Raw genomic sequence first — 17,959 nt, 5'->3', positions numbered from 1 at the left:
CCGCGATCGCGGTGGTGACGGCTTCGTGGAGGAAGAGCGACCCGAGGATCACGACGACGACGGGCAGGAGGTGCCGGCGCGGGCTCGCAAATGCTGCCTCAACCATTGACCGGATTCTCGGCCAAGAGGAGACGGCGTGACCAGCTTGGCTGTACTCGGCCCGAGATCAACCGGTGAAAGTGCTGGTGGAGCCCAGGGGACTCGAACCCCTAACCCCTGCCTTGCAAAGATCAAGCAGCCTGTCGGCCGGGGTCGATGACTGCCGCTGGCCTGCTCGTCATGTCGTCACGCGTCGGCTCCGAACCCTGGTCGTCGGCCGGCTTGGCTGTACGGATGGCTGTACAGCCAAGCCAGCTCTTGGCTACGCCATCACCTTGTGGAGCAGCCCAGCAAGCGCAATGCCCACAGTCGCCCCGGCTACCAGTCCAGCAGCCTGCCCGATACCAAGGCCCGCTGCCGCTGAGACCGCGATGATCACTGCCCAACGGAGTGGAAGCTTCGGCTCACCGGCAGGCTCATCTACGGCTTGCCGGGTATAGCGACGTACGCTCGGCACGGTTCGGTCCTCCTGTGTCTGCTAGCACAGAGCACGTGCGTCGAACCTGGGCCTCCGGGAACTGCTTTGGCCGGCTATCCCGGAGGCCTCTTCTCAGCGTCGTGCACGCAACCGGGTGGCTGCGGTCGGAGCGTATGGCGCTCACATGACAGAGCCGACAGCGCTGGTGGACGAGCCTCGGGACATCCCTGTGGAAAACGGTGGACGGCCGACAGTGTGTCTGCCGTCTGTGGTAATGGGGTTAGGATTCCTCGATGCTTACTCATGTCTGTCCGCACTGCGGGGCTTTATCTCTTTTCAAGATTGTCTGGTCGGACGAGCGGAGCTCCGGGAACCACGTCGGAGCAACCGTCAAGCACGTAGCGGCCCTGGTGTGCGTCGCCTGCGGCCTGCCAATCTCGGGAGTGCTCAACCAGTCAAGGTCGACGATCGAGCGGGTGTGGCCGGAGACTGTTGGTGGCAAGGCTTTCCCTGACGTGCCCGCACAGATTGCCGATGCAGCAGACGAGGCCTACCGCTGCTCCAGCATCGGGGCGCGCCGCGCCGCGGTTCTCCTCGCCCGGTCCGTGATCGAGGCAACGGCCAAGGACAAGCAGATCACCAGCGGGACACTGTTGGCTAAGATTGACGCGCTGTACGCCCAAGGCTTCATCCGCGAGCACATCAAGGATGGGGCGCACGAGGTAAGGCACCTCGGCAACGAGATGGCTCATGGTGACTTCGTCGAGCCAGTGGATTCAGAGGACCTGGACCTGACGCTGACGCTGATGGGTGAAGTGCTCGAAGAGGTGTTCCAATCGCCTGCACGGGTGAAGCGAGCCCAGGACAAGCGGGCTGCCAAGGCGGCAGGAACCGCCACGTAAGCCGGCCGCCGCCGCTTGGGGTTAGAAGAAGACCAGCGCTGGCTGGTCGCCTCGCCGGTCCATCGGTCGTTGTCGGTCAGGGGCGGTGCTGGTGGGCGGCCTTGGTTGGATGGATGGCTGTACAGCCAGCAGACAAGCTTCGTGGCGCGGTCCCTTCGACCGGCATCAGTACGGTGTCTACATGACCACCTCTCCACCCCTCTGGGTCACGATCGTTGGCCTCGCCGCCCCCGGCATCTTCGGGATTGCAGGAGCTGTGGTTGGCCAGTGGGTCTCCGGCCGGCGGGATGACAAGCGGTGGGAGCGTGAACAAGATCGAGAGCACCAGAGGCGAGACGAAGAACTGCATCGACGGCGCACAGAAGATCAAAGGAGAGCTGCGGAGACTTTCCTCGCGGCGGTTTGGCGCGCCTACGGGGCTGGGGCAAGTTATCTGGCCTTCGTCAGAGGGGAGGGCCTCAAGACCCTCGGTCACGATCCAAAGCAGGTTGTTGATTCGATCCTCGCCACCAACGAGGAAGTCGGGGTCGCGCTGTCGGCGGTCCATCTCCACTTCGGGCGGGCAGTTTCAGAGGTAGGAGAAAAGATCGAGACCTACCTCTCAAGCGGCCTAGCAGCAGCAGCGAAGTCACCAGATCACTTCGACCTAGAAGGCTTGCAGCGCCTTGTTCGAGGATTTACCGACGCTGTTCGCTCTGAGGTCTATGCGCCACCAACGGATGCGTCGAGAGGCTGAGAGCGATCTCCTCGTCGGGCAGTCGTCAGACCGTCCAGCCTCCCCGGACGGGGACAAGGTGGAGCGCCCTACCGGACGAGTCTCAATGGCGGTTGTCAAGCGAGCGTGCGGTGGGCAGGGTCTCCTCGGTCGGGCAGGCGTGTTCCTGCCCGGGGTTCTCGGTCGGGTCAAGGCTCGCCGAAGGCGACCGCGTAGCGGCTTGGCCTTGACCTGGCCGGGGTTCTCGGGCAGCCCTTGTGGTGCCCGGGCGAGGAGACCCGTTGCGGTCTCTGAGGGAGGGTCGGGGTGCGGGGCAGCGCCCCGCTTCCGGAAGGGCAGGGTTGGTGGCGTCGACCGTGGTGCCTGTTTGGGTCAGGGTTGAGTACCGCGCCGTGCTGCGAAGTCCAGGAAGTCTGGTGCCTCCAGTGTTGGGTCGTCGGCGTCGTGGTAGTGGAACCACACCTCGTCGCTGCATCCGCCGTTGAGGACGGGGAAGCACCAGTAGTCGCCCGTGCCGACGGGTGCCACCGCGACGAACGATCCGTCCGGGAACTCGGCCTGGCTGACGGAGACGACGTCGTCAACGTGCTGCACGGATCCTGCTGTGGGTATGGGGAGCAGGTCGAGGAATCCGAACTGCCCGCCGCCGTAGCGCCTCATGAATGCCTTGTACTGCTCGGGCAGGGTCGCGCCCAGCGCTCGCTCCGCCTCGGTGATGTCCTCCGCCGACGCGGTCAGCCCGTCGATCACCTTGAAGTCTTCGATTTCCTCGAAGCCGGACCTGGCGGCCCGGGCGCGGAGTGATTGAACGTGCTGGTCGAACTCCTCGAAGTCCATGCCGTCGATCATCTCCGACTCCTAGGCCGGTGTTGATGGTGCTGGTGGTTGGAGTTGGAAGCAGCGGTTGTCGCGGAGCAGTGCCCAAAGGACGTCGACGCGGCGGCGGGCGAGGGCGATCAACGCCTGTTGGTGCTTGCGTCCTTCGGCGCGTTTGCGCTGGTAGTAGTCCCGGTTCGGGCCGTTCATCCTGAGGGTGGCCAGGGCGGACATGTAGAACACGTGGCGCAGACGGCGGTTGTAGCGCTGCGGCCGGCGCAGGTTGGCGACCCGTTTGCCGGAGTCGCGGGCCACCGGCGCCAGGCCCGCGTACGCCGCGAGGTGATCGGGGCTGGCGAAGGTCGACAGGTCCCCGGCCGCGACGATGAACTCCGCCGCCGCCAGTGCCCCCATGCCGGGCATGCTGCGAATGATGCCGGCCTGCGGGTGGTCGCTGAACGCGGCCTCGATCGCCTTGTCGGTGTCCCGCATCCGTCGGTGCAGTTGCAGCAGGTGGCTGGCCAGCTCAGCGGCGAGTGCGGCAGCGGTGTCCTGGCCCGGCAGGGTGAGATCCTGCTCAGCCGCGGCGGCCAACGCCTGGTCGGCCACCTTGGCGGCGTTCACAGTTCGATGCCGGCGCAGATGAGCGACGAGCTGCTCGCGACCGGCGGCGCGGATCTGCTCGGGCGTCTGATATGCGCTGATCAGAATCAGCGTCGCGACGTTGGTGAAGGTCAACGCGCGTTCCAACACCGGGGAGATTCCGAGCATCAGGCGACGCAGCCGATTCACGGTGCGGACCCAGTCCTCGACCAGGTCGGCGCGGTGCGCCACCAACAGCGCCAGCTTGGCGATCAGCTCCGTCGGTGTCTCCACCGGCAGAAAGTCACGCCGCATCCGAGCGGTGTTCGCGATGACCACCGCGTCACGGGCGTCGGTCTTGGCCTCGCCGGCGAACCCGGCAGCCATCGTCTTGACCGTGCGGCCTGGGATATACACCGTCTGCTGCCCGGCCAGCGCCAACATCGCCCGCAGCAGCGCGGTCTCGCAGCCGACCAGGTCGACCGCCCACACCACCTCGTCATCCGCGCCGACCCGCCCGATCAAGTCCGCGATCGCCTGCTGATCGTTGGCCACCCGCGTCGACCACAGCACCCGCCCGGCCACATCCACCGCCGCAGCGTGGTGAGCCTGCTTGCCCGCGTCCACGCCTATCCATACCTGCACCAAGCCGTCCTCCCGAAGCACCCAGATCCAGGTCACCTCGGACGACCCCGCCGGCAGTTCCTTAGCAAGCGACGACTCGCAGATCTCAATCAGCGGCCAAGGCGCCCTGGGCTGGCTGGGCGGCCGCTCGTCCATGGCCACCTGACGGCAAACGACCTTGAGCCACACCCAACCAACCCGGCGGCCCGGAACACCATCCAGACAGAAGAACCCTAAGGAACGACCTTGGCACCCTGGCCCCTGGTCTGTTCGGCTCTGCCTGGGACTCATGGTGGAGATGGCGACCCGCGTAACCACCGATTACCGCACCGTCCGGACGGGCCTCCCCCATCTCTGTCGAAGATCCCCCGCCCGGAGGGCAAACAGCTCTTGCAGTCCGTTAGCGTGGCCGGCCGGTCCGGCCGCTGCCGGCCGGAGGTCGCCAGCAGGCCGGGGCCGGGCAGACGCGGCCCGCTTGCGGGCCGCCTTGATCTGGCAGAGCTACGTCACATCAGCTGACGGATCACACGTCGGCAGTCCGGTATCGTACTCCGGTTGATGCGTCACAGGTTGACTCCGCTCGATGGGTTACGCAATCTCCGGCGCGCTGGCTACCTACTGTGAGGCATTGGTCGAAGACCCACGATCGACGGCCGACCGTTAAGCCACGAGGCTCTTGGCCAATGTGTGCTCCCGACGCACGCCGTCGGGCATGAGGTCGCCTAGCTCTCCCGTGTCACGGAAGCCGTTCCGCTGGTAGAGCGCCCAGGCGTTCTTGTTGCCCTCCACTACGGCCAGGCGCAGCGTCTCCGCGCCCACCAGCCGAGCCCACTGCTCGACCGCCCGCACGAGGTGGTCGCCCACGCTCCGGCCACGTCCCACCGGCGCCACGTACATCGAGATCAGCTCTACGACGCCGCCCTGATCGGTCGGTACTCCGCTGGCCATCCCGGCGGGCCGCCCGTCGAGCATCGCCAAGATGTTGTACGAGCCGGGGATGGCCAGCCGTCCGCGCCAGCGTTCCTCACGGTCGCCCTCGCCCTGCCAGTCCGCCAACTGGGACCCGAACGCGTATGCCGCCTCCGCGAGCGCAGCGAGTCGCAGCTCTCGCCACATCTTCCAATCGTCCTCGCTGAGAACACGCGTCTCGATCATCGGTGAAGGGTGCCGCAGGTCTGGGGAGCAGGCAACCCGGTATCTAACCCGTGCGACGGGGTGAAGCTCGTGAAGGTTCTCCGTGGTCTGTCCCGCGTGCCGAAGTGGGTACCGACAGAACACGAGGTGCTGGCGCTCCTCGACGCGGTTCCGGCTCGGTATCGGGCTGCGATCTGGCTCGGTGCCGGCCAAGGGTGCCGTTTCGGCGAGATGCTGGGGATGGAGCACGGTAAGAGTGTCGACGTGAGCGCCCAGGAGCTGCACGTCACTCAGCAGCTCCGGTACTCCCCGCACTGTTGTTCACGACCACGCGCGGGAATCCGTTCACGGACCTGGTCGAACGAGTGGGTCAAGTGGCGGGACAAGGCGGGATGGCCCAAGAAGCACGGAGGGTTTCACGCGCTGCGGCACTTCTTCGCCACGACGCTGATCACCAATCACGCCGAACCACAGGACGTGCAACGGCTCCTGCGTCACCGGACGCTACGGATCACCTTGGAGACCTACGTCCACTGGTGGCCTCGGCGAGAGCGGCGGCGCGGTTTCATCGGTGATGTCCTGCGGGCTGCGGCGCACCGCCGGTAGATGCCAACCGAGGGAAGATCATTGCTGGTCTGTGCCGGATCTGTGCCCGATGATCTCGGACGTAGCTCCGGTGCAGCTCACAGGCTGTGTGTGGTGGAGCCCAGGGGACTCGAACCCCTAACCCCTGCCTTGCAAAGGCAGTGCTCTGCCAGTTGAGCTAGGGCCCCGTGAGCGGCGACGGAGTCATCGCCGCCGGACGTCAGCGCAGGTCGGGCGCGGTGGTCGCCTCGTGCCACAGGGCACGCTCGTCGTTGGCGGCCTTGACCTTGTTGAAGACGACGGCAGCCACGCCGACGACGCCGGCCAGGATCAGCAGCTTCTTGAACATGGGGCGACCCCTCGCGCTCGACTAGCGTCGGACGATGTGCGGTGGGGCTAGATGGAATCGAACCATCGACCTCAGAGTTATCAGCTCTGCGCTCTAACCGACTGAGCTATAGCCCCGCGTTGCGACGAGCAAGATTAACCCATCCGCTCCGCCGGCCCCAAATCGGGGTCCGACCCTGCGAGCCAGGCCGTCGCCGCCTGCAAAACCTACCCGAGTACGGGGCGCCGGAGCGACCGCATTCCGCGGTGCCCCGGCGCCCCGATCACACTCAGTCCCGCTCGGCGAGCGTCAGCTCGATCCCGCCGACGAGGTCGGCGCAGACGTTGTAGACGAACGCTCCCAGCGTGGCCAGCGCGGTGAACAGCACCACGTTGACGAGGCCGATAAGCGCCGAGCTGAGGATGACGCCCTTGGCGGTGATCTGGAAGCCGTTGGTGCTCTGCCCACCGCCCGCGTTGACCAGGTCGCTGAGGCTGTCGTTGACGCTCTGGAACACGCCCATCGCGTCCAGCGCCAGGTAGAGCACCGACGTGGCGACCACCACGACGATGAACAGCACCACCGAGACGGCGAACGCGAACTTCATCACGGACCAGGGGTCGATCCGCTTGAGGTTCAGCCGGGCCCGGCGCGGTCCGCGAGACGCCGCCGAGCTCACCGAGCTACGCGCGGCGCGTACCGCCTCGCCGACGCGAGCGGCCCCGACGGCCGACGTGTTGCCGATTCCCGGAGGCAGGCCACCACCGCTCGCGGGGCGACCGCCCGCGACCGTACGCCCCGGGTCCGGCTGGCCCATGCCCGGCATGATCCGGGGCTGGGTGCCGGTGGACCCGGTCGATGTCGCCTGACCGGGTCGGGTGTTGATCGGCTGGGTGGTCGTCGGCCGAGCAGGGGTCGGGGCGGCCGCCGTGGGGGCCACCCCGGCGGATGTCGGTGCCTCGACAGCCGACGTCTCGGCCTTGGCGTCGCCCGAACCCCCGTCCTCGCCCGGCTGCTCCGGGGGAGGTGTCATGCCGGGAGCCCGGGTGAATTTCGGGGCAGGCGCGTCGGCGGGAACCGTGGCCCGGCCCACGGCCGCGCGGCCGGTCGCTGGTGTGCCGCCCTTGGCGGCCTCCTCGTCGACCGGGTTGGCCGAGGTCCCCGTGTTCCCCGACTTCGCCTGTGTCTCCGTCATTCAACTAGTCCTGTTCGTCAGGCTCGTCGGCATTGCGAGCAATCGCCACGATAGTCACGCCGTCCGGGAGGTCCATCAGCTTGACCCCCATTGTGTTCCGGTCACGCGTACGGCGTACAGGCTTCACCGGAGTCCGGATGACACCACCGTTGCTGGTGATCGCGAACAACTCGTCGTCTGGGTCGATCACCACGGCACCGACCAGACCACCGCGCCGTTCGGTGATCTTCGCAGTCAGCACGCCCTTACCTCCCCGGCCCTGCACCGGGTATTCCTCGATCGGGGTACGTTTCGCGTATCCCCCGTTCGTGGCCACCAGGACGTCCAAACCGTCCCGAACGACCTCCATGGCGAGCAGGACGTCGTCGTCCGTGAAGCGCATGCCGATCACGCCCGAGGTGGCCCGGCCCATCGGCCGCAGTGCCTCGTCGGAGGCGTTGAACCGGATCGCCTGCGCCTTCTTCGAGACCAGCAGCAGGTCGTTCTCCGGCGCCACCAGCGCAGCACCGACCAGCTCGTCCTCATCGCGCAGGTTGATCGCGATGATTCCGCCGGAACGGTTGGAGTCGAACTCCTCGAGCCGCGTCTTCTTCACCAGGCCGTTCTTCGTGGCCAGTACCAGATAGGGGGCTACCTGGTAGTTCGGGATTTCGATGATCTGCGCGATCTGCTCGTCGGGTAGGAAGGCGAGCAGATTGGCCACGTGTTGGCCCTTGGCTACCCTACTGGCCTCCGGCAACTCGTACGCCTTGGCCCGGTACACCCGGCCCTTGTTCGTGAAGAACAAGATCCAGTCGTGCGTCGAGCATACGAAGAAGTGGCTCACGATGTCGTCCTGCCGCAGCGTGGCGCCACTGACGCCCTTGCCGCCGCGCCGCTGCGAGCGGTACAGGTCGACCTTGGTCCGCTTGGCGTACCCGGTGCGGGTGATCGTGACGACCACGTCCTCGCGGGCGATGAGGTCCTCCATGGAGACCTCGCCGTCGAACGGAATGATCTGCGTACGGCGGTCGTCGCCCCACTTGGCGACGATCTCGCCCAGCTCCTCCGAGACGATCTTCCGCTGCCGCTCCGGCTTGGCGAGGATGTCCTTGAGGTCGGCGATCTCGATCTCGAGCTTGGCCAGGTCGTCGACGATCCGCTGCCGCTCCAACGCGGCGAGCCGGCGCAGCTGCATGTCCAGGATCGCGGTCGCCTGGATCTCGTCGATCTCCAGCAGTCGGATCAGGCCCTGCCGGGCGTCGTCCACGGTGGGCGACCGCCGGATCAGCGCGATCACCTCGTCCAGCGCGTCCAGCGCCTTGCCCAGGCCACGCAGGATGTGCGCCCGCTCCTCGGCCTTGCGCAGCCGGAACGCGGTCCGCCGGCGGATCACGTCGATCTGGTGCTCGACGTAGTAGCGGATGAACTGGGCCAGGTTGAGCGTGCGCGGCACCCCGTCGACCAGGGCCAGCATGTTGGCGCCGAACGTCTCCTGGAGCTGGGTGTGCTTGTAGAGGTTGTTCAGCACCACCTTGGCGACCGCGTCGCGCTTGAGCACCAGCACGATCCGCATGCCGGTACGCCCGGAGGACTCGTCGCGGATGTCGGCGATCCCGGCGAGCTTGCCCTCCTTGATCAGCTCGGCGATCCGCTCGGCCAGGTTGTCCGGGTTGACCTGGTAGGGCAGCTCGCTGACGACCAGGCAGGGGCGACCCCGCTTGTCCTCCTCGACCTCCACCACGGCACGCATCCGGATCGAACCACGACCCGTGCGGTACGCGTCCTGGATGGCGGTCGTGCCGACGATCAGACCGTGCGTCGGGAAGTCCGGACCCTTGACGATGCCGAGCAGCGCCTCGAGGGTCGTCTCCTCGTCCTCCTCCGGGTTCTCCAGGCACCACTGCACCGCCGCGCCGATCTCCCGCAGGTTGTGCGGCGGGATCTTGGTGGCCATGCCGACGGCGATGCCCTCGGAGCCGTTCACCAGCAGGTTGGGGATCCGCGACGGCAGGATCGTGGGCTCCTTGGCCCGGCCGTCGTAGTTGTCCTGCAGGTCGACGGTGTCCTCGTCGATGTCCCGCAGCATCTCCATGGCGAGCGGGTCGAGTTTGCACTCGGTGTAGCGCATCGCGGCGGCCGGATCGTTACCCGGCGAGCCGAAGTTGCCGTTGCCGTCGACAAGCGGGTAGCGCAGCGACCAGGGCTGTGCCATCCGGACCAGCGCGTCGTAGATGGCCGAGTCACCGTGCGGGTGGAACTGACCCATCACGTCGCCGACGACCCGGGAGCACTTCACGTAGCCGCGGTCCGGCCGGTAGCCGGAGTCGAACATCGCGTAGAGGATCTTGCGGTGGACCGGCTTGAGCCCGTCCCGGACGTCCGGCAGCGCGCGCCCGACGATCACGCTCATCGCGTAGTCGAGGTAGGAGCGCTGCATCTCCACCTCGAGCCCGACCGGCTCGATCCGGTCGTGCGCGACCACGGCGGCGAGTGCCTCGGCGGGAACCTCGGGCTCGTTCGGTGTGGACTCGGGGGAATCGGTCACTGTATACCCTTATCAGACTCAGAGTCGTTTTCGTGCTGTGGATAACGGCTGTGGATACCGGCCAAGCTGTGGATAACTCTGTGGACCGGCGGGCCGGCCGGGTGCTCCCCGACCAGCCCGCCGCGGTCCGTCAGATGTCCAGGAACCGGACGTCCTTGGCGTTGCGCTGGATGAACGACCGACGCGCCTCGACGTCCTCACCCATCAGGACGCTGAACAACTCGTCCGCGGTTGCGGCGTCGTCGAGCGTGACCTGACGCAGGGTACGAGTCGCCGGGTTCATGGTGGTTTCCCACAGCTCGGGATAGTTCATCTCGCCAAGGCCCTTGAAGCGCTGGATGTCGTCCGGCTTGGCGTTCGGCTTCTTCTGCTGGCGCAGCGCGATGAGCCCGTCCCGCTCGCGGTCGGAGTAGGCATACTGCGCGTCGTCGCCCCGCTTGTTCCACTTGATCTTGTAGAGCGGCGGGGCGGCCAGGTAGACGTGGCCCAGCTCGACAAGCGGACGCATGAAGCGGAACAGCAGGGTGAGCAGCAGCGTCTGGATGTGCTGGCCGTCGACGTCCGCGTCGGCCATCAGCACCACCTTGTGGTACCGCAGCTTCTCCATGTCGAAGTCGTCGTGGATGCCGGTGCCCAGCGCGGTGATCAGCGCCTGGACCTCGTTGTTCTTCAGCACCCGGTCGATCCGGGCCTTCTCCACGTTGAGGATCTTGCCGCGGATCGGCAGGATCGCCTGCGTCCGTGGGTCGCGACCCTGCTTGGCGGAGCCACCGGCCGAGTCACCCTCGACGATGAAGACCTCGGACTCGCGCGGGTCGGTGGACTGGCAGTCGGCCAGCTTGCCCGGCATCGAGCCGGACTCCAGCAGCGACTTGCGCCGGGCCAGCTTGCGCGCCTGCTGCGCGGCGATCCGGGCGCGGGCGGCCTGGGACGCCTTCTGGATGATCGTCTTGGCCTCGGCCGGGTTGCGGTCGAACCAGTCGACAAGTCGGTCGTTGCAGACCCGCTGCACGAAGCTCTTCACCGGGGTGTTGCCCAGCTTGGTCTTGGTCTGGCCCTCGAACTGCGGGTTGGTCAGCTTGACCGAGATGATCGCGGCCAAGCCCTCGCGGATGTCCTCGCCGGAGAGCTTCTCGTCGCCCTTGAGCAGCTTCTTGTCGGTGCCGTACCGGTTGACCACGCTTGTCAGCGCGGACCGGAAGCCCTCCTCGTGGGTGCCGCCCTCGTGCGTGTTGATGTTATTGGCGAAGGTGTAGACCGACTCGCCGTACGACTCGTTCCACTGCATGGCGATCTCGAGGGACATGCCCTCCTCCTCGGCCTCGAACTCGACCACAGTCTTGTGCATCGGGTTCTTGGAGGCGTTGAGGTGCCGGACGAAGTCGGCGATACCGCCGTCGTAGCGGAAGGTGACCTCGCGGGTCTTGCCGTCCTCGTCCTCAGGGACCCGCTCGTCGAGCAGGTGGATGGTGATGCCCCGGTTGAGGAAGGCCATCTCCTGCAGGCGTCGGTAGATGGTCTGGAAGTCGAAGTCGATCGTCTCGAAGACGTCCGGGTCGGGCCAGAAGGAAACCGCGGAGCCGGTGCGATCGGTGGTCTCGCCCTTCTCCAGCGTGGATGGCTTGGAGTTGGTGTACTGCTGCCGCCAGACGAAGCCGGACTTGTGGATCACCACGGCCATCTTCGTCGACAGCGCGTTCACCACTGACACGCCGACGCCGTGCAGGCCGCCGGAGACCGCGTACGCCTTGCCGTCGAACTTGCCACCCGCGTGCAGCACGGTCAGCGCGACCTCGACGCCCGGCTTCTTGAGCTTCGGGTGGAGGTCGACCGGGAAGCCACGGCCGTTGTCGGTGACCTGGACCCCGCCGTCGGCGAGCAGCACCACGTCGATGGTGTCGCAGTAGCCGGCCATCGCCTCGTCGACCGCGTTGTCGACAACCTCCCAGACGAGGTGGTGCAGACCGCGCTCACCGGTGGACCCGATGTACATACCGGGCCGCTTGCGGACCGCCTCCAGCCCCTCGAGAACGGTGATCGACTCTGCGCCGTACTCCTGCTTGTCCTGCGCTGCCACCCTCGGCCACTTTCTCGCGTCGTCGGCGCCGGGAGGGCGCGTCGGGCGCGGGTTCGGCGGACAGGACGCGACGTCGGCGCGCGGACCGGTGCCGGAGACCTCCGGACAGCGGGTCGAACGCGCCGGTCGCCGCGGTTGCCCGCGGATCGCGATCGGCTCGACCCGGAGTGGAGAATGATCCTGGGGCCACCGGCCCCGTCGCTCGCCCCGCACCGGGTCTTCGTCTCACTGTCAATCCTACTGTGCGCGGGGGACAGAACCACCACTCGGCACCTTCAACGGGGCGGCTGAGATGTCCGTAGCCGGCAGAACCCCGTTACCCGCGACTCCCCCCACACGCCAGGCTCCGATCGGACGCGCCGCCGCCGAACGGGTTGACCCGCGCCCGGGCGGGTCGGGGGTCGCGGCCGAACCGTCCGTGCCGTACGTTTGCGGCGCTCCGGAAGCGGCCTTGATCTTTAGCGGCCGGAACCGGGACGATCGACCCGATCGACCCGACACGTGCTCTCTAAGAGGTGACAGATGGGGCTGGACAACGTCGCGGTGCACTGGCCGCGGACCGGCCGCTTCTACGATCCGGTGGCGCCGGCCGAGTTCGTCGACTTCGGCGAGATCGTCGACCTGCCGCGGATCTCCGCGCCGACGGCGGCGCTGGCCGAGCTGATCGCGAAGACCGGCACCGTCCGGGCGACCGCGTACACCGAGTTGGTGGATCTCCTGCTCGGTCTCGAAGGTGTGTTGTATGCCACAGATGCCGCTGCCGAGGACGAGGACCCGGTGATCGACCCGGACGGCTGCTCGTGGATCGCGAGCGGCATCGAGCGGTTCGTGGCCGCGCACCGCGCGAACAGCGAGGCGGTCACCTTCGAGTCGGTGAGCACCGTGCTGCGCTCGCTGCTCGGCGACGGCCGGTTGGCCGAGCAGCAGCTGCGCTGGCTGGAGACTCGTCTCGACGCGCTGCGCGACGAAAGTGGTGATCCGCCGCAGTGGAACTTCACCTGTGCGGAGCTGGGCGTGCTCGCGGCGTTCTACCGCCGCTGCGCCGAGCGCGGTTTCGCCGTCTACGCCGACGCCTGAGCGCCCGTCCCGCTCGCTGCGGCGGTCTGGTCGCCGCCCGGGCGGTTTGCCGCGGCGATCACCTGCGTGAGCACCGCGTGCAGGTGCTGCAGGTCCTCCACGGGCAGCCCGAGGCGTTGCACGATCGCGGCCGGGATCCGCTCGGCCTGCGCGCGTAGCGCCGCACCGGCGGCGGTGAGGGTGACGGCGAGGCTGCGCTCGTCGGAGGCGTCGCGCTCACGGCGCAGGTAGCCGGCCGCTTCGAGCCGCTTGAGCAGGGGTGACAGGGTGCCCGGGTCGAGCTGCAACAGGCGGCTGAGGTCGCGGCCGGAGAGCGGCGCGTGCTGCCAGAGCGCCAGCATCACCAGGTACTGCGGGTGGGTCAGCCCCATCGGTTCCAGCAGCGGCCGGTAGACGGCCACCACGCTGCGTGCCGCGACCGACAGGGCGAAGCAGACCTGCTGTTCCAGTGCCAACGGGTCGAGGCTCTCCGGTTGCCCACTCATCGGTTGCTCTCTGGATGCATGCTGACTATCGTAACGATCGTTGGTGTACCAATCATTGCCACACCAACGTTTCGGTGCGACGTGGGCGAGAGGGCGGCAGATGAGCGAGGACGGCGCGACCACCAGGGCCCCGGGCGAGGGCGGTCGACTCCTGCGGTGGGCGTTCCGACACCTCGCCGGGCCGGCCGACGGCGTCCAGGGCGCGGTGCAGGGCGGCTCGACCGCAGCCCGCGAGGCGTGGAAACGCGACCTGGCCGAGCGCAAGCGCTACACCCAAGAGCAGCGTGACCGTAAGCGAGCGGCCCGCGACGCCGAGCGGCGGCGCTGAGTGGGCGGGCTCAGCCGTACGTGTCGCGCGGCCCTCGACCGCGCACCCGACGCGGTCCCTTCTGCCAGGACGGCGCGGCCGGGCCGTGGATGTGCAGCTTGCGCACCACGTTGTGGCCGACCTCCTGGGCGATCTGCTTGAGCAGCGAGCCGGCGAGCAGCCGTAGTTGGGTCGCCCAGGCCGTCGAACGCGCCTCCACGGTCAACTCGCCGTTCTCCAGCTTGACCGGCCGGCTGTGCTGGGCGACCTCGGCGCCGACCACCCGCTCCCAGGCACCGAACACGGTGGCCTCGGCCGCCGGCTGCTGCCAGCCGCGCGCCTTGACCAGCCGGTTCAGCACCGCGCTGAGAGGCTGCGGGTCGCGCGGGTCGGGGCCCGGGCCGGAGTAGCCACGCAGCCGCCGTCCCGAGCCGCCGGCGCCGTCGGTGCCCGCGCCGCCGCCGGGGGTACGCCGGGTGCGCGCCGCCGCCTGCCTGCGGGACAGCGCCGCGTCGAGCACCGCCCGGGCCAGCTCCGGCCCCGTCGCACCCTCCGCCGGCCCGCCGCCGCCGTCGGCACCCGCCGCGCCAGGCCCGCTGCCGCCGGTCGCGCCCGCCTGGGCGGTACGCGCGTTCGCGGCGTCACCGGCCTGCCGGCCGCTGCCGGTGCGGTTGGCGCCTGCCCGCCTGGTGCCCGGTTCATCCGACACGGCGTACCGTCCCCTCGCCGACCTCGTAGCGGGTGCCGCGCAGCGCGGCCGGCACGTCGTCGTCGACGGCACAGGTGACAAGCAACTGACTGGCCCCGCCGACCAACTCCGCTAGTCGTTCCCGACGCCCGGTGTCCAGCTCGGCGAAGACGTCGTCGAGCACCAGGACGGGCTCGATGCCGTCGGCGCGCAGCAGGTCGTACCCGGCCAGCCGCAGCGCGAGTGCGAAGGACCAGGACTCGCCGTGGCTGGCGTACCCCTTGGCGGGGAGCGGGCCCAGGGACAGCGCCAACTCGTCGCGGTGCGGGCCGACGAGGGTGGTGCCCCGTTCGATCTCGGCGGTACGGGAGGCGGCGAGCGCGGTGGTCAGCGCCTCCGCCAGCGTGGCCCGGTCGGTCGTCGGCTCGGCCAGCTCGATCGACGGCCGGTAGGCGATGCCGGCCGCTCCGCGCCCGGCGGCCACCGCGTCGTACGCCTTGGCGACGTGCGGGGTGAGCGCGGCGACCAGTTCCAGCCGGCCGGCGAGCAGCTCCGCGCCGTGCTGGGCCAGGTGGGTGTCCCAGACGGCCAGCGTGCCGAGGTCGCCGCCCCGGGAGCCGCCGGTCTTGCGGGCGAGGTACGCGGTGCGCAGCAGGGCGTTGCGTTGCTTGACGACCCGTTCGTAGTCGGCCCGTACGCCCGCGTAGCGGGGTTGCCTGTTGACCAGGAGGTCGTCCAGGTAACGCCGCCGCTCGGCGGGGTCACCGCGGACCAGCTCCAGGTCCTCCGGAGCGAAGAGCACCAGTCGCAGGGCGCCGAGCACGTCCCGGGCCCGCCGCGCCGGGGACCGGCCCAGCCGCGCCCGGTTGGCCCGGCCCGGCACGATCTCCAGCTCGACGAGGAGTTCCCGGCCGTCGTGGACCACCGCGCAGCGGATGACCGCCGAGGTGGCGCCCATCCGGACCAACGGCGCGTCCGTGGCGACCCGGTGCGAATCCAGGGTCGCCACGTACCCGAGCGCCTCGACGAGGTTGGTCTTGCCGACGCCGTTGGCGCCGATCAGGACGTTCGCCCCCGGCTGGAGGTCGACGGCGACCCGCTCGTACGAGCGGAAGTCGACCAGTTCCAGCCGGTGGACGTACACAGGGTGTGGATACCGCTCAGCGCTTGTGGACGGCGTGGCCACCGAACTGCTGGCGCAGTGCGGAGACGGCCTTCATGGCGGGTGAGTCGTCCTGTCGGGAGGTGAACCGGGCGAACAGGGAGGCGGTGATGACGTTGAGCGGAACGGCGAGCCGGACCGCCTCGTCGACGGTCCAGCGACCCTCGCCGGTGTCCTCGGTGTAGCCGCTGAGGTCGGCCAGCTCCGGGTCCTCGTCGAGGGCGCGGTCCAGCAGGTCGAGCAGCCAGGAGCGGACCACGGTGCCCTCGCGCCAGGACTTGATGACACCCGGGACGTTTGTCACCAGCTCCGAGGCGGCCATCAGCTCGTAGCCCTCAGCGTAGGCGTGCATGAGGCCGTACTCGATGCCGTTGTGCACCATCTTCGAGTAGTGCCCGGCGCCGACGGGACCGGCGTGCACGAAGCCGAACTCGCCCTCCGGCTTGAGCGCCTGGAAGATCGGCATGAGCCGGTCGACGTGCTGCTGCGCACCGCCGACCATCAGCCCGTAGCCGTTCTGCCGACCCCAGACGCCCCCGGAGACCCCGACGTCCACGTAGCCGATGCCACGCTCGTTCAACCGTTCGGCCCGCGGTGCGTCGTCGCTGAAGCGGGAGTTGCCCCCGTCGATGATGATGTCGCCGTCACCGAGCACCTCGGCGAGGTCGTCGATCGTGGCATCGGTGACGCCGGCGGGCACCATGACCCAGACGGCTCGCGGCGATTCGAGCTTCTGCGCCAACTCGGCGAGGCTTGCCGCGTCGCTCAGCTGCGGGTTGTGATCGAACCCGACCACCTCGTGGCCGGCGGCCCGCAACCGCTCACGCATGTTGCCGCCCATCCGGCCGAGTCCTACCAGGCCGAGCTGCATCTGTTCCTACCTCCGTGGATCTGGTGTTGCTGGGCGCGATCAGCGAGACACGCGGATCGGCATGATGAGGTACCGATACCCCGGAATGGCCTCGCCATCCTCGCCGGCGGGTGAGATCACCGCGGGTTTGAAGGCGTCGACGAACGACAGGACGGCGGTCTGCGCGCCCAGGTTTGCCAGGCCGTCGATGAGGTACTGCGGGTTGAAGCCGATGGTCAGCGCGTCACCGGTGAAGGTGGCCTCCATCGCCTCGCTCGCCCGTGCCTCCTCGGAGCCGCCGGCCTCGACGACCAGCCCGTCGGCGCTGAAGCTGAGCAGCACCGGGGTGGTGCGCTCGGCCACCAGGGCGACCCGCTTGACGACCTCGATGAGGGTGCTGACCGACACCCGGGCCTCGGCGTTGTGGGTGGCCGGGAAGAGCGAGCGCACCGGCGGGTAGTTGGCGCCGTCGAGCAGCCGACTGGTGGTGCGACGGGTGCCGCCGGCGAGGCCGACCATTCCCTCACCCGCCGCGCCCTGGGCGAGGGCGAGGGTGACCTCGCCGCCGAGCGGGCCGAGCGCCTTGGCGGTGTCGTTCAGGGTGCGGGCCGGGACGAGGGCGTTGATGCTGACCTCGGGGTCGTCGGGCCGCCACTGGATCTCGCGCAGCGCCAGCCGGTACCTGTCGGTGGCGAGCATCGACAGCGTTCCGCCGGACAGCTCGACGCGGACGCCGGTCATCATCGGGAGCGTCTCGTCGCGGCCGGCGGCGATGGCCACCTGGGCGACCGCCGTGGCGAACGCCGCGGCGTCGACGGTGCCGGCGCTCTGCGGCATCTCGGGCAGGGCGGGGTAGTCCTCCACCGGCATGGTGGGCAGGGTGAACCGGGCGCTGCCGCAGACCAGCTCGAGGTGTGCGCCGACCGCGGCGATGTCTACCGGCTTGGCCGGCAGCGCCTTGGTGATCTCGGCGAGCAGGCGGCCGGAGACCAGCGCGGCGCCGTCGGCGTCACCCTGCACCTCGACGGTCACCTGACTGGAGACCTCGTAGTCGAAACCGGAGACCCGCAGGTTGCCGTCGGTGACGCGGAGCATCACCCCGGCGAGCACCGGTACGGATGGCCGGCTCGGCAGGCTCTTCGCGGTCCACGCCACGGCCTCGGCGAGCGCGTCGCGCTCCACTCGGAACTTCATCAATGCCTCCGCGTCGACGTCAGCGACAACTCTCTCATGCCGACCGCTGCCTACCGTCCCGCCCGACCGTGCGGGTACCCATCGCACCTTAGGGCGCGGGGACATCGGCTGTGCGCCCGACCCCATGGATCGTGTCGATGCTGACCGGCCTGTCCGGCAGCGTTCGGCCCGATCCACAGAAAGCCCAACGGTGA

General features: G+C 68.6%; 17 protein-coding genes and 2 tRNA genes. 5 read left to right on the top strand and 14 right to left on the bottom strand.

Going from position 1 to position 17,959, the window contains the following annotated elements; genetic code table 11:
* Nucleotides 1-810: 810 nt before the first annotated feature.
* Both AB0K10_RS07325 and AB0K10_RS07320 read left to right on the top strand, forming a co-directional pair.
* A complete protein-coding gene (locus tag AB0K10_RS07325) occupies nt 811-1,419 on the top strand; it encodes a DUF4145 domain-containing protein (RefSeq protein WP_363680859.1) in 609 nt (202 codons plus the stop codon).
* A 181-nt stretch (nt 1,420-1,600) separates the two neighbouring features.
* A complete protein-coding gene (locus tag AB0K10_RS07320) occupies nt 1,601-2,155 on the top strand; it encodes a hypothetical protein (RefSeq protein ID WP_363680857.1) in 555 nt (184 codons plus the stop codon).
* A 351-nt stretch (nt 2,156-2,506) separates the two neighbouring features.
* Here AB0K10_RS07320 and AB0K10_RS07315 read toward each other — a convergent pair whose 3' ends face one another.
* From AB0K10_RS07315 to AB0K10_RS07305, 3 genes are all read right to left on the bottom strand, one after another.
* The gene (locus AB0K10_RS07315) at nt 2,507-2,983 is read right to left on the bottom strand and encodes an SMI1/KNR4 family protein (RefSeq protein ID WP_363680855.1); all 477 of its coding nucleotides are present in this window, start codon (nt 2,981-2,983) and stop codon (nt 2,507-2,509) included.
* Nucleotides 2,984-2,992: 9 nt separating this feature from the next.
* A complete protein-coding gene (locus AB0K10_RS07310) occupies nt 2,993-4,177 on the bottom strand; it encodes an IS110 family transposase (RefSeq protein ID WP_363680853.1) in 1,185 nt (394 codons plus the stop codon).
* Between the two features lie 639 nt (nt 4,178-4,816).
* A complete protein-coding gene (locus AB0K10_RS07305) occupies nt 4,817-5,311 on the bottom strand; it encodes a GNAT family N-acetyltransferase (RefSeq protein WP_363680851.1) in 495 nt (164 codons plus the stop codon).
* Nucleotides 5,312-5,530: 219 nt separating this feature from the next.
* Here AB0K10_RS07305 and AB0K10_RS07300 point away from each other — a divergent pair, with 219 nt between their 5' ends.
* Nucleotides 5,531-5,896 (top strand): tyrosine-type recombinase/integrase, encoded by a 366-nt coding sequence (locus AB0K10_RS07300; protein ID WP_363680849.1) that lies wholly within the window; start codon nt 5,531-5,533, stop codon nt 5,894-5,896.
* A 91-nt stretch (nt 5,897-5,987) separates the two neighbouring features.
* Here the strand turns inward: AB0K10_RS07300 and AB0K10_RS07295 are convergent.
* The 6 genes from AB0K10_RS07295 to gyrB form a co-directional block, all read right to left on the bottom strand.
* Nucleotides 5,988-6,063: transfer RNA gene (locus tag AB0K10_RS07295), tRNA-Ala, on the bottom strand.
* 32 nt (nt 6,064-6,095) lie between these two features.
* Nucleotides 6,096-6,224: a DLW-39 family protein gene (locus AB0K10_RS07290; RefSeq protein ID WP_007453934.1), complete on the bottom strand. Its 129-nt coding sequence runs from the start codon at nt 6,222-6,224 to the stop codon at nt 6,096-6,098.
* Between the two features lie 42 nt (nt 6,225-6,266).
* Nucleotides 6,267-6,340 (bottom strand) — tRNA-Ile (locus tag AB0K10_RS07285).
* Nucleotides 6,341-6,492: 152 nt separating this feature from the next.
* Nucleotides 6,493-7,398, bottom strand: a complete 906-nt coding sequence (locus AB0K10_RS07280) for a DUF3566 domain-containing protein (RefSeq protein ID WP_363680847.1) — start codon at nt 7,396-7,398, stop codon at nt 6,493-6,495.
* A gap of 4 nt (nt 7,399-7,402) precedes the next feature.
* The gene (gene gyrA / locus AB0K10_RS07275) at nt 7,403-9,925 is read right to left on the bottom strand and encodes a DNA gyrase subunit A (protein WP_363680845.1); all 2,523 of its coding nucleotides are present in this window, start codon (nt 9,923-9,925) and stop codon (nt 7,403-7,405) included.
* Nucleotides 9,926-10,055: 130 nt separating this feature from the next.
* Nucleotides 10,056-12,002, bottom strand: a complete 1,947-nt coding sequence (gyrB, locus tag AB0K10_RS07270) for a DNA topoisomerase (ATP-hydrolyzing) subunit B (RefSeq protein ID WP_363680843.1) — start codon at nt 12,000-12,002, stop codon at nt 10,056-10,058.
* Between the two features lie 522 nt (nt 12,003-12,524).
* Between gyrB and AB0K10_RS07265 the strand changes: the two genes are divergently transcribed.
* On the top strand, nt 12,525-13,079 hold the full coding sequence (locus tag AB0K10_RS07265) for a hypothetical protein (protein ID WP_363680841.1): 555 nt from the start codon (nt 12,525-12,527) through the stop codon (nt 13,077-13,079).
* Here the strand turns inward: AB0K10_RS07265 and AB0K10_RS07260 are convergent.
* Nucleotides 13,064-13,564 carry a MarR family transcriptional regulator gene (locus AB0K10_RS07260; RefSeq protein ID WP_363680839.1) on the bottom strand — a complete coding sequence of 167 codons (501 nt, stop codon included), beginning with the start codon at nt 13,562-13,564 and terminating at the stop codon, nt 13,064-13,066. The two genes, AB0K10_RS07265 and AB0K10_RS07260, sit on opposite strands and share 16 nt — an antisense overlap.
* 100 nt (nt 13,565-13,664) lie before the next feature.
* Between AB0K10_RS07260 and AB0K10_RS07255 the strand changes: the two genes are divergently transcribed.
* Nucleotides 13,665-13,892 carry a hypothetical protein gene (locus AB0K10_RS07255; protein ID WP_363680837.1) on the top strand — a complete coding sequence of 76 codons (228 nt, stop codon included), beginning with the start codon at nt 13,665-13,667 and terminating at the stop codon, nt 13,890-13,892.
* 10 nt (nt 13,893-13,902) lie between these two features.
* Here the strand turns inward: AB0K10_RS07255 and AB0K10_RS07250 are convergent, their stop codons facing one another.
* From AB0K10_RS07250 to dnaN, 4 genes are read right to left on the bottom strand one after another with little or no spacing between them, the layout of a single operon-like run.
* A complete protein-coding gene (locus AB0K10_RS07250) occupies nt 13,903-14,580 on the bottom strand; it encodes a DciA family protein (RefSeq protein WP_363680835.1) in 678 nt (225 codons plus the stop codon).
* Nucleotides 14,570-15,703 carry a DNA replication/repair protein RecF gene (recF, locus tag AB0K10_RS07245; protein WP_363680833.1) on the bottom strand — a complete coding sequence of 378 codons (1,134 nt, stop codon included), beginning with the start codon at nt 15,701-15,703 and terminating at the stop codon, nt 14,570-14,572. Before recF ends, AB0K10_RS07250 begins: the two co-directional genes overlap by 11 nt.
* Nucleotides 15,704-15,719: 16 nt before the next feature.
* Nucleotides 15,720-16,592 carry a phosphogluconate dehydrogenase (NAD(+)-dependent, decarboxylating) gene (gnd, locus tag AB0K10_RS07240; protein ID WP_363680831.1) on the bottom strand — a complete coding sequence of 291 codons (873 nt, stop codon included), beginning with the start codon at nt 16,590-16,592 and terminating at the stop codon, nt 15,720-15,722.
* A 39-nt stretch (nt 16,593-16,631) separates the two neighbouring features.
* Nucleotides 16,632-17,765 carry a DNA polymerase III subunit beta gene (gene dnaN, locus AB0K10_RS07235; protein WP_363680829.1) on the bottom strand — a complete coding sequence of 378 codons (1,134 nt, stop codon included), beginning with the start codon at nt 17,763-17,765 and terminating at the stop codon, nt 16,632-16,634.
* Nucleotides 17,766-17,959: the final 194 nt, after the last annotated feature.

Origin of the sequence: Micromonospora sp. NPDC049274, assembly GCF_040678875.1 — a bacterium.
Classification (GTDB): domain Bacteria; phylum Actinomycetota; class Actinomycetes; order Mycobacteriales; family Micromonosporaceae; genus Micromonospora.
The sequence above is the reverse complement of the archived record's forward strand: the minus strand, read 5'-3'. Positions and strand labels throughout refer to the sequence as shown.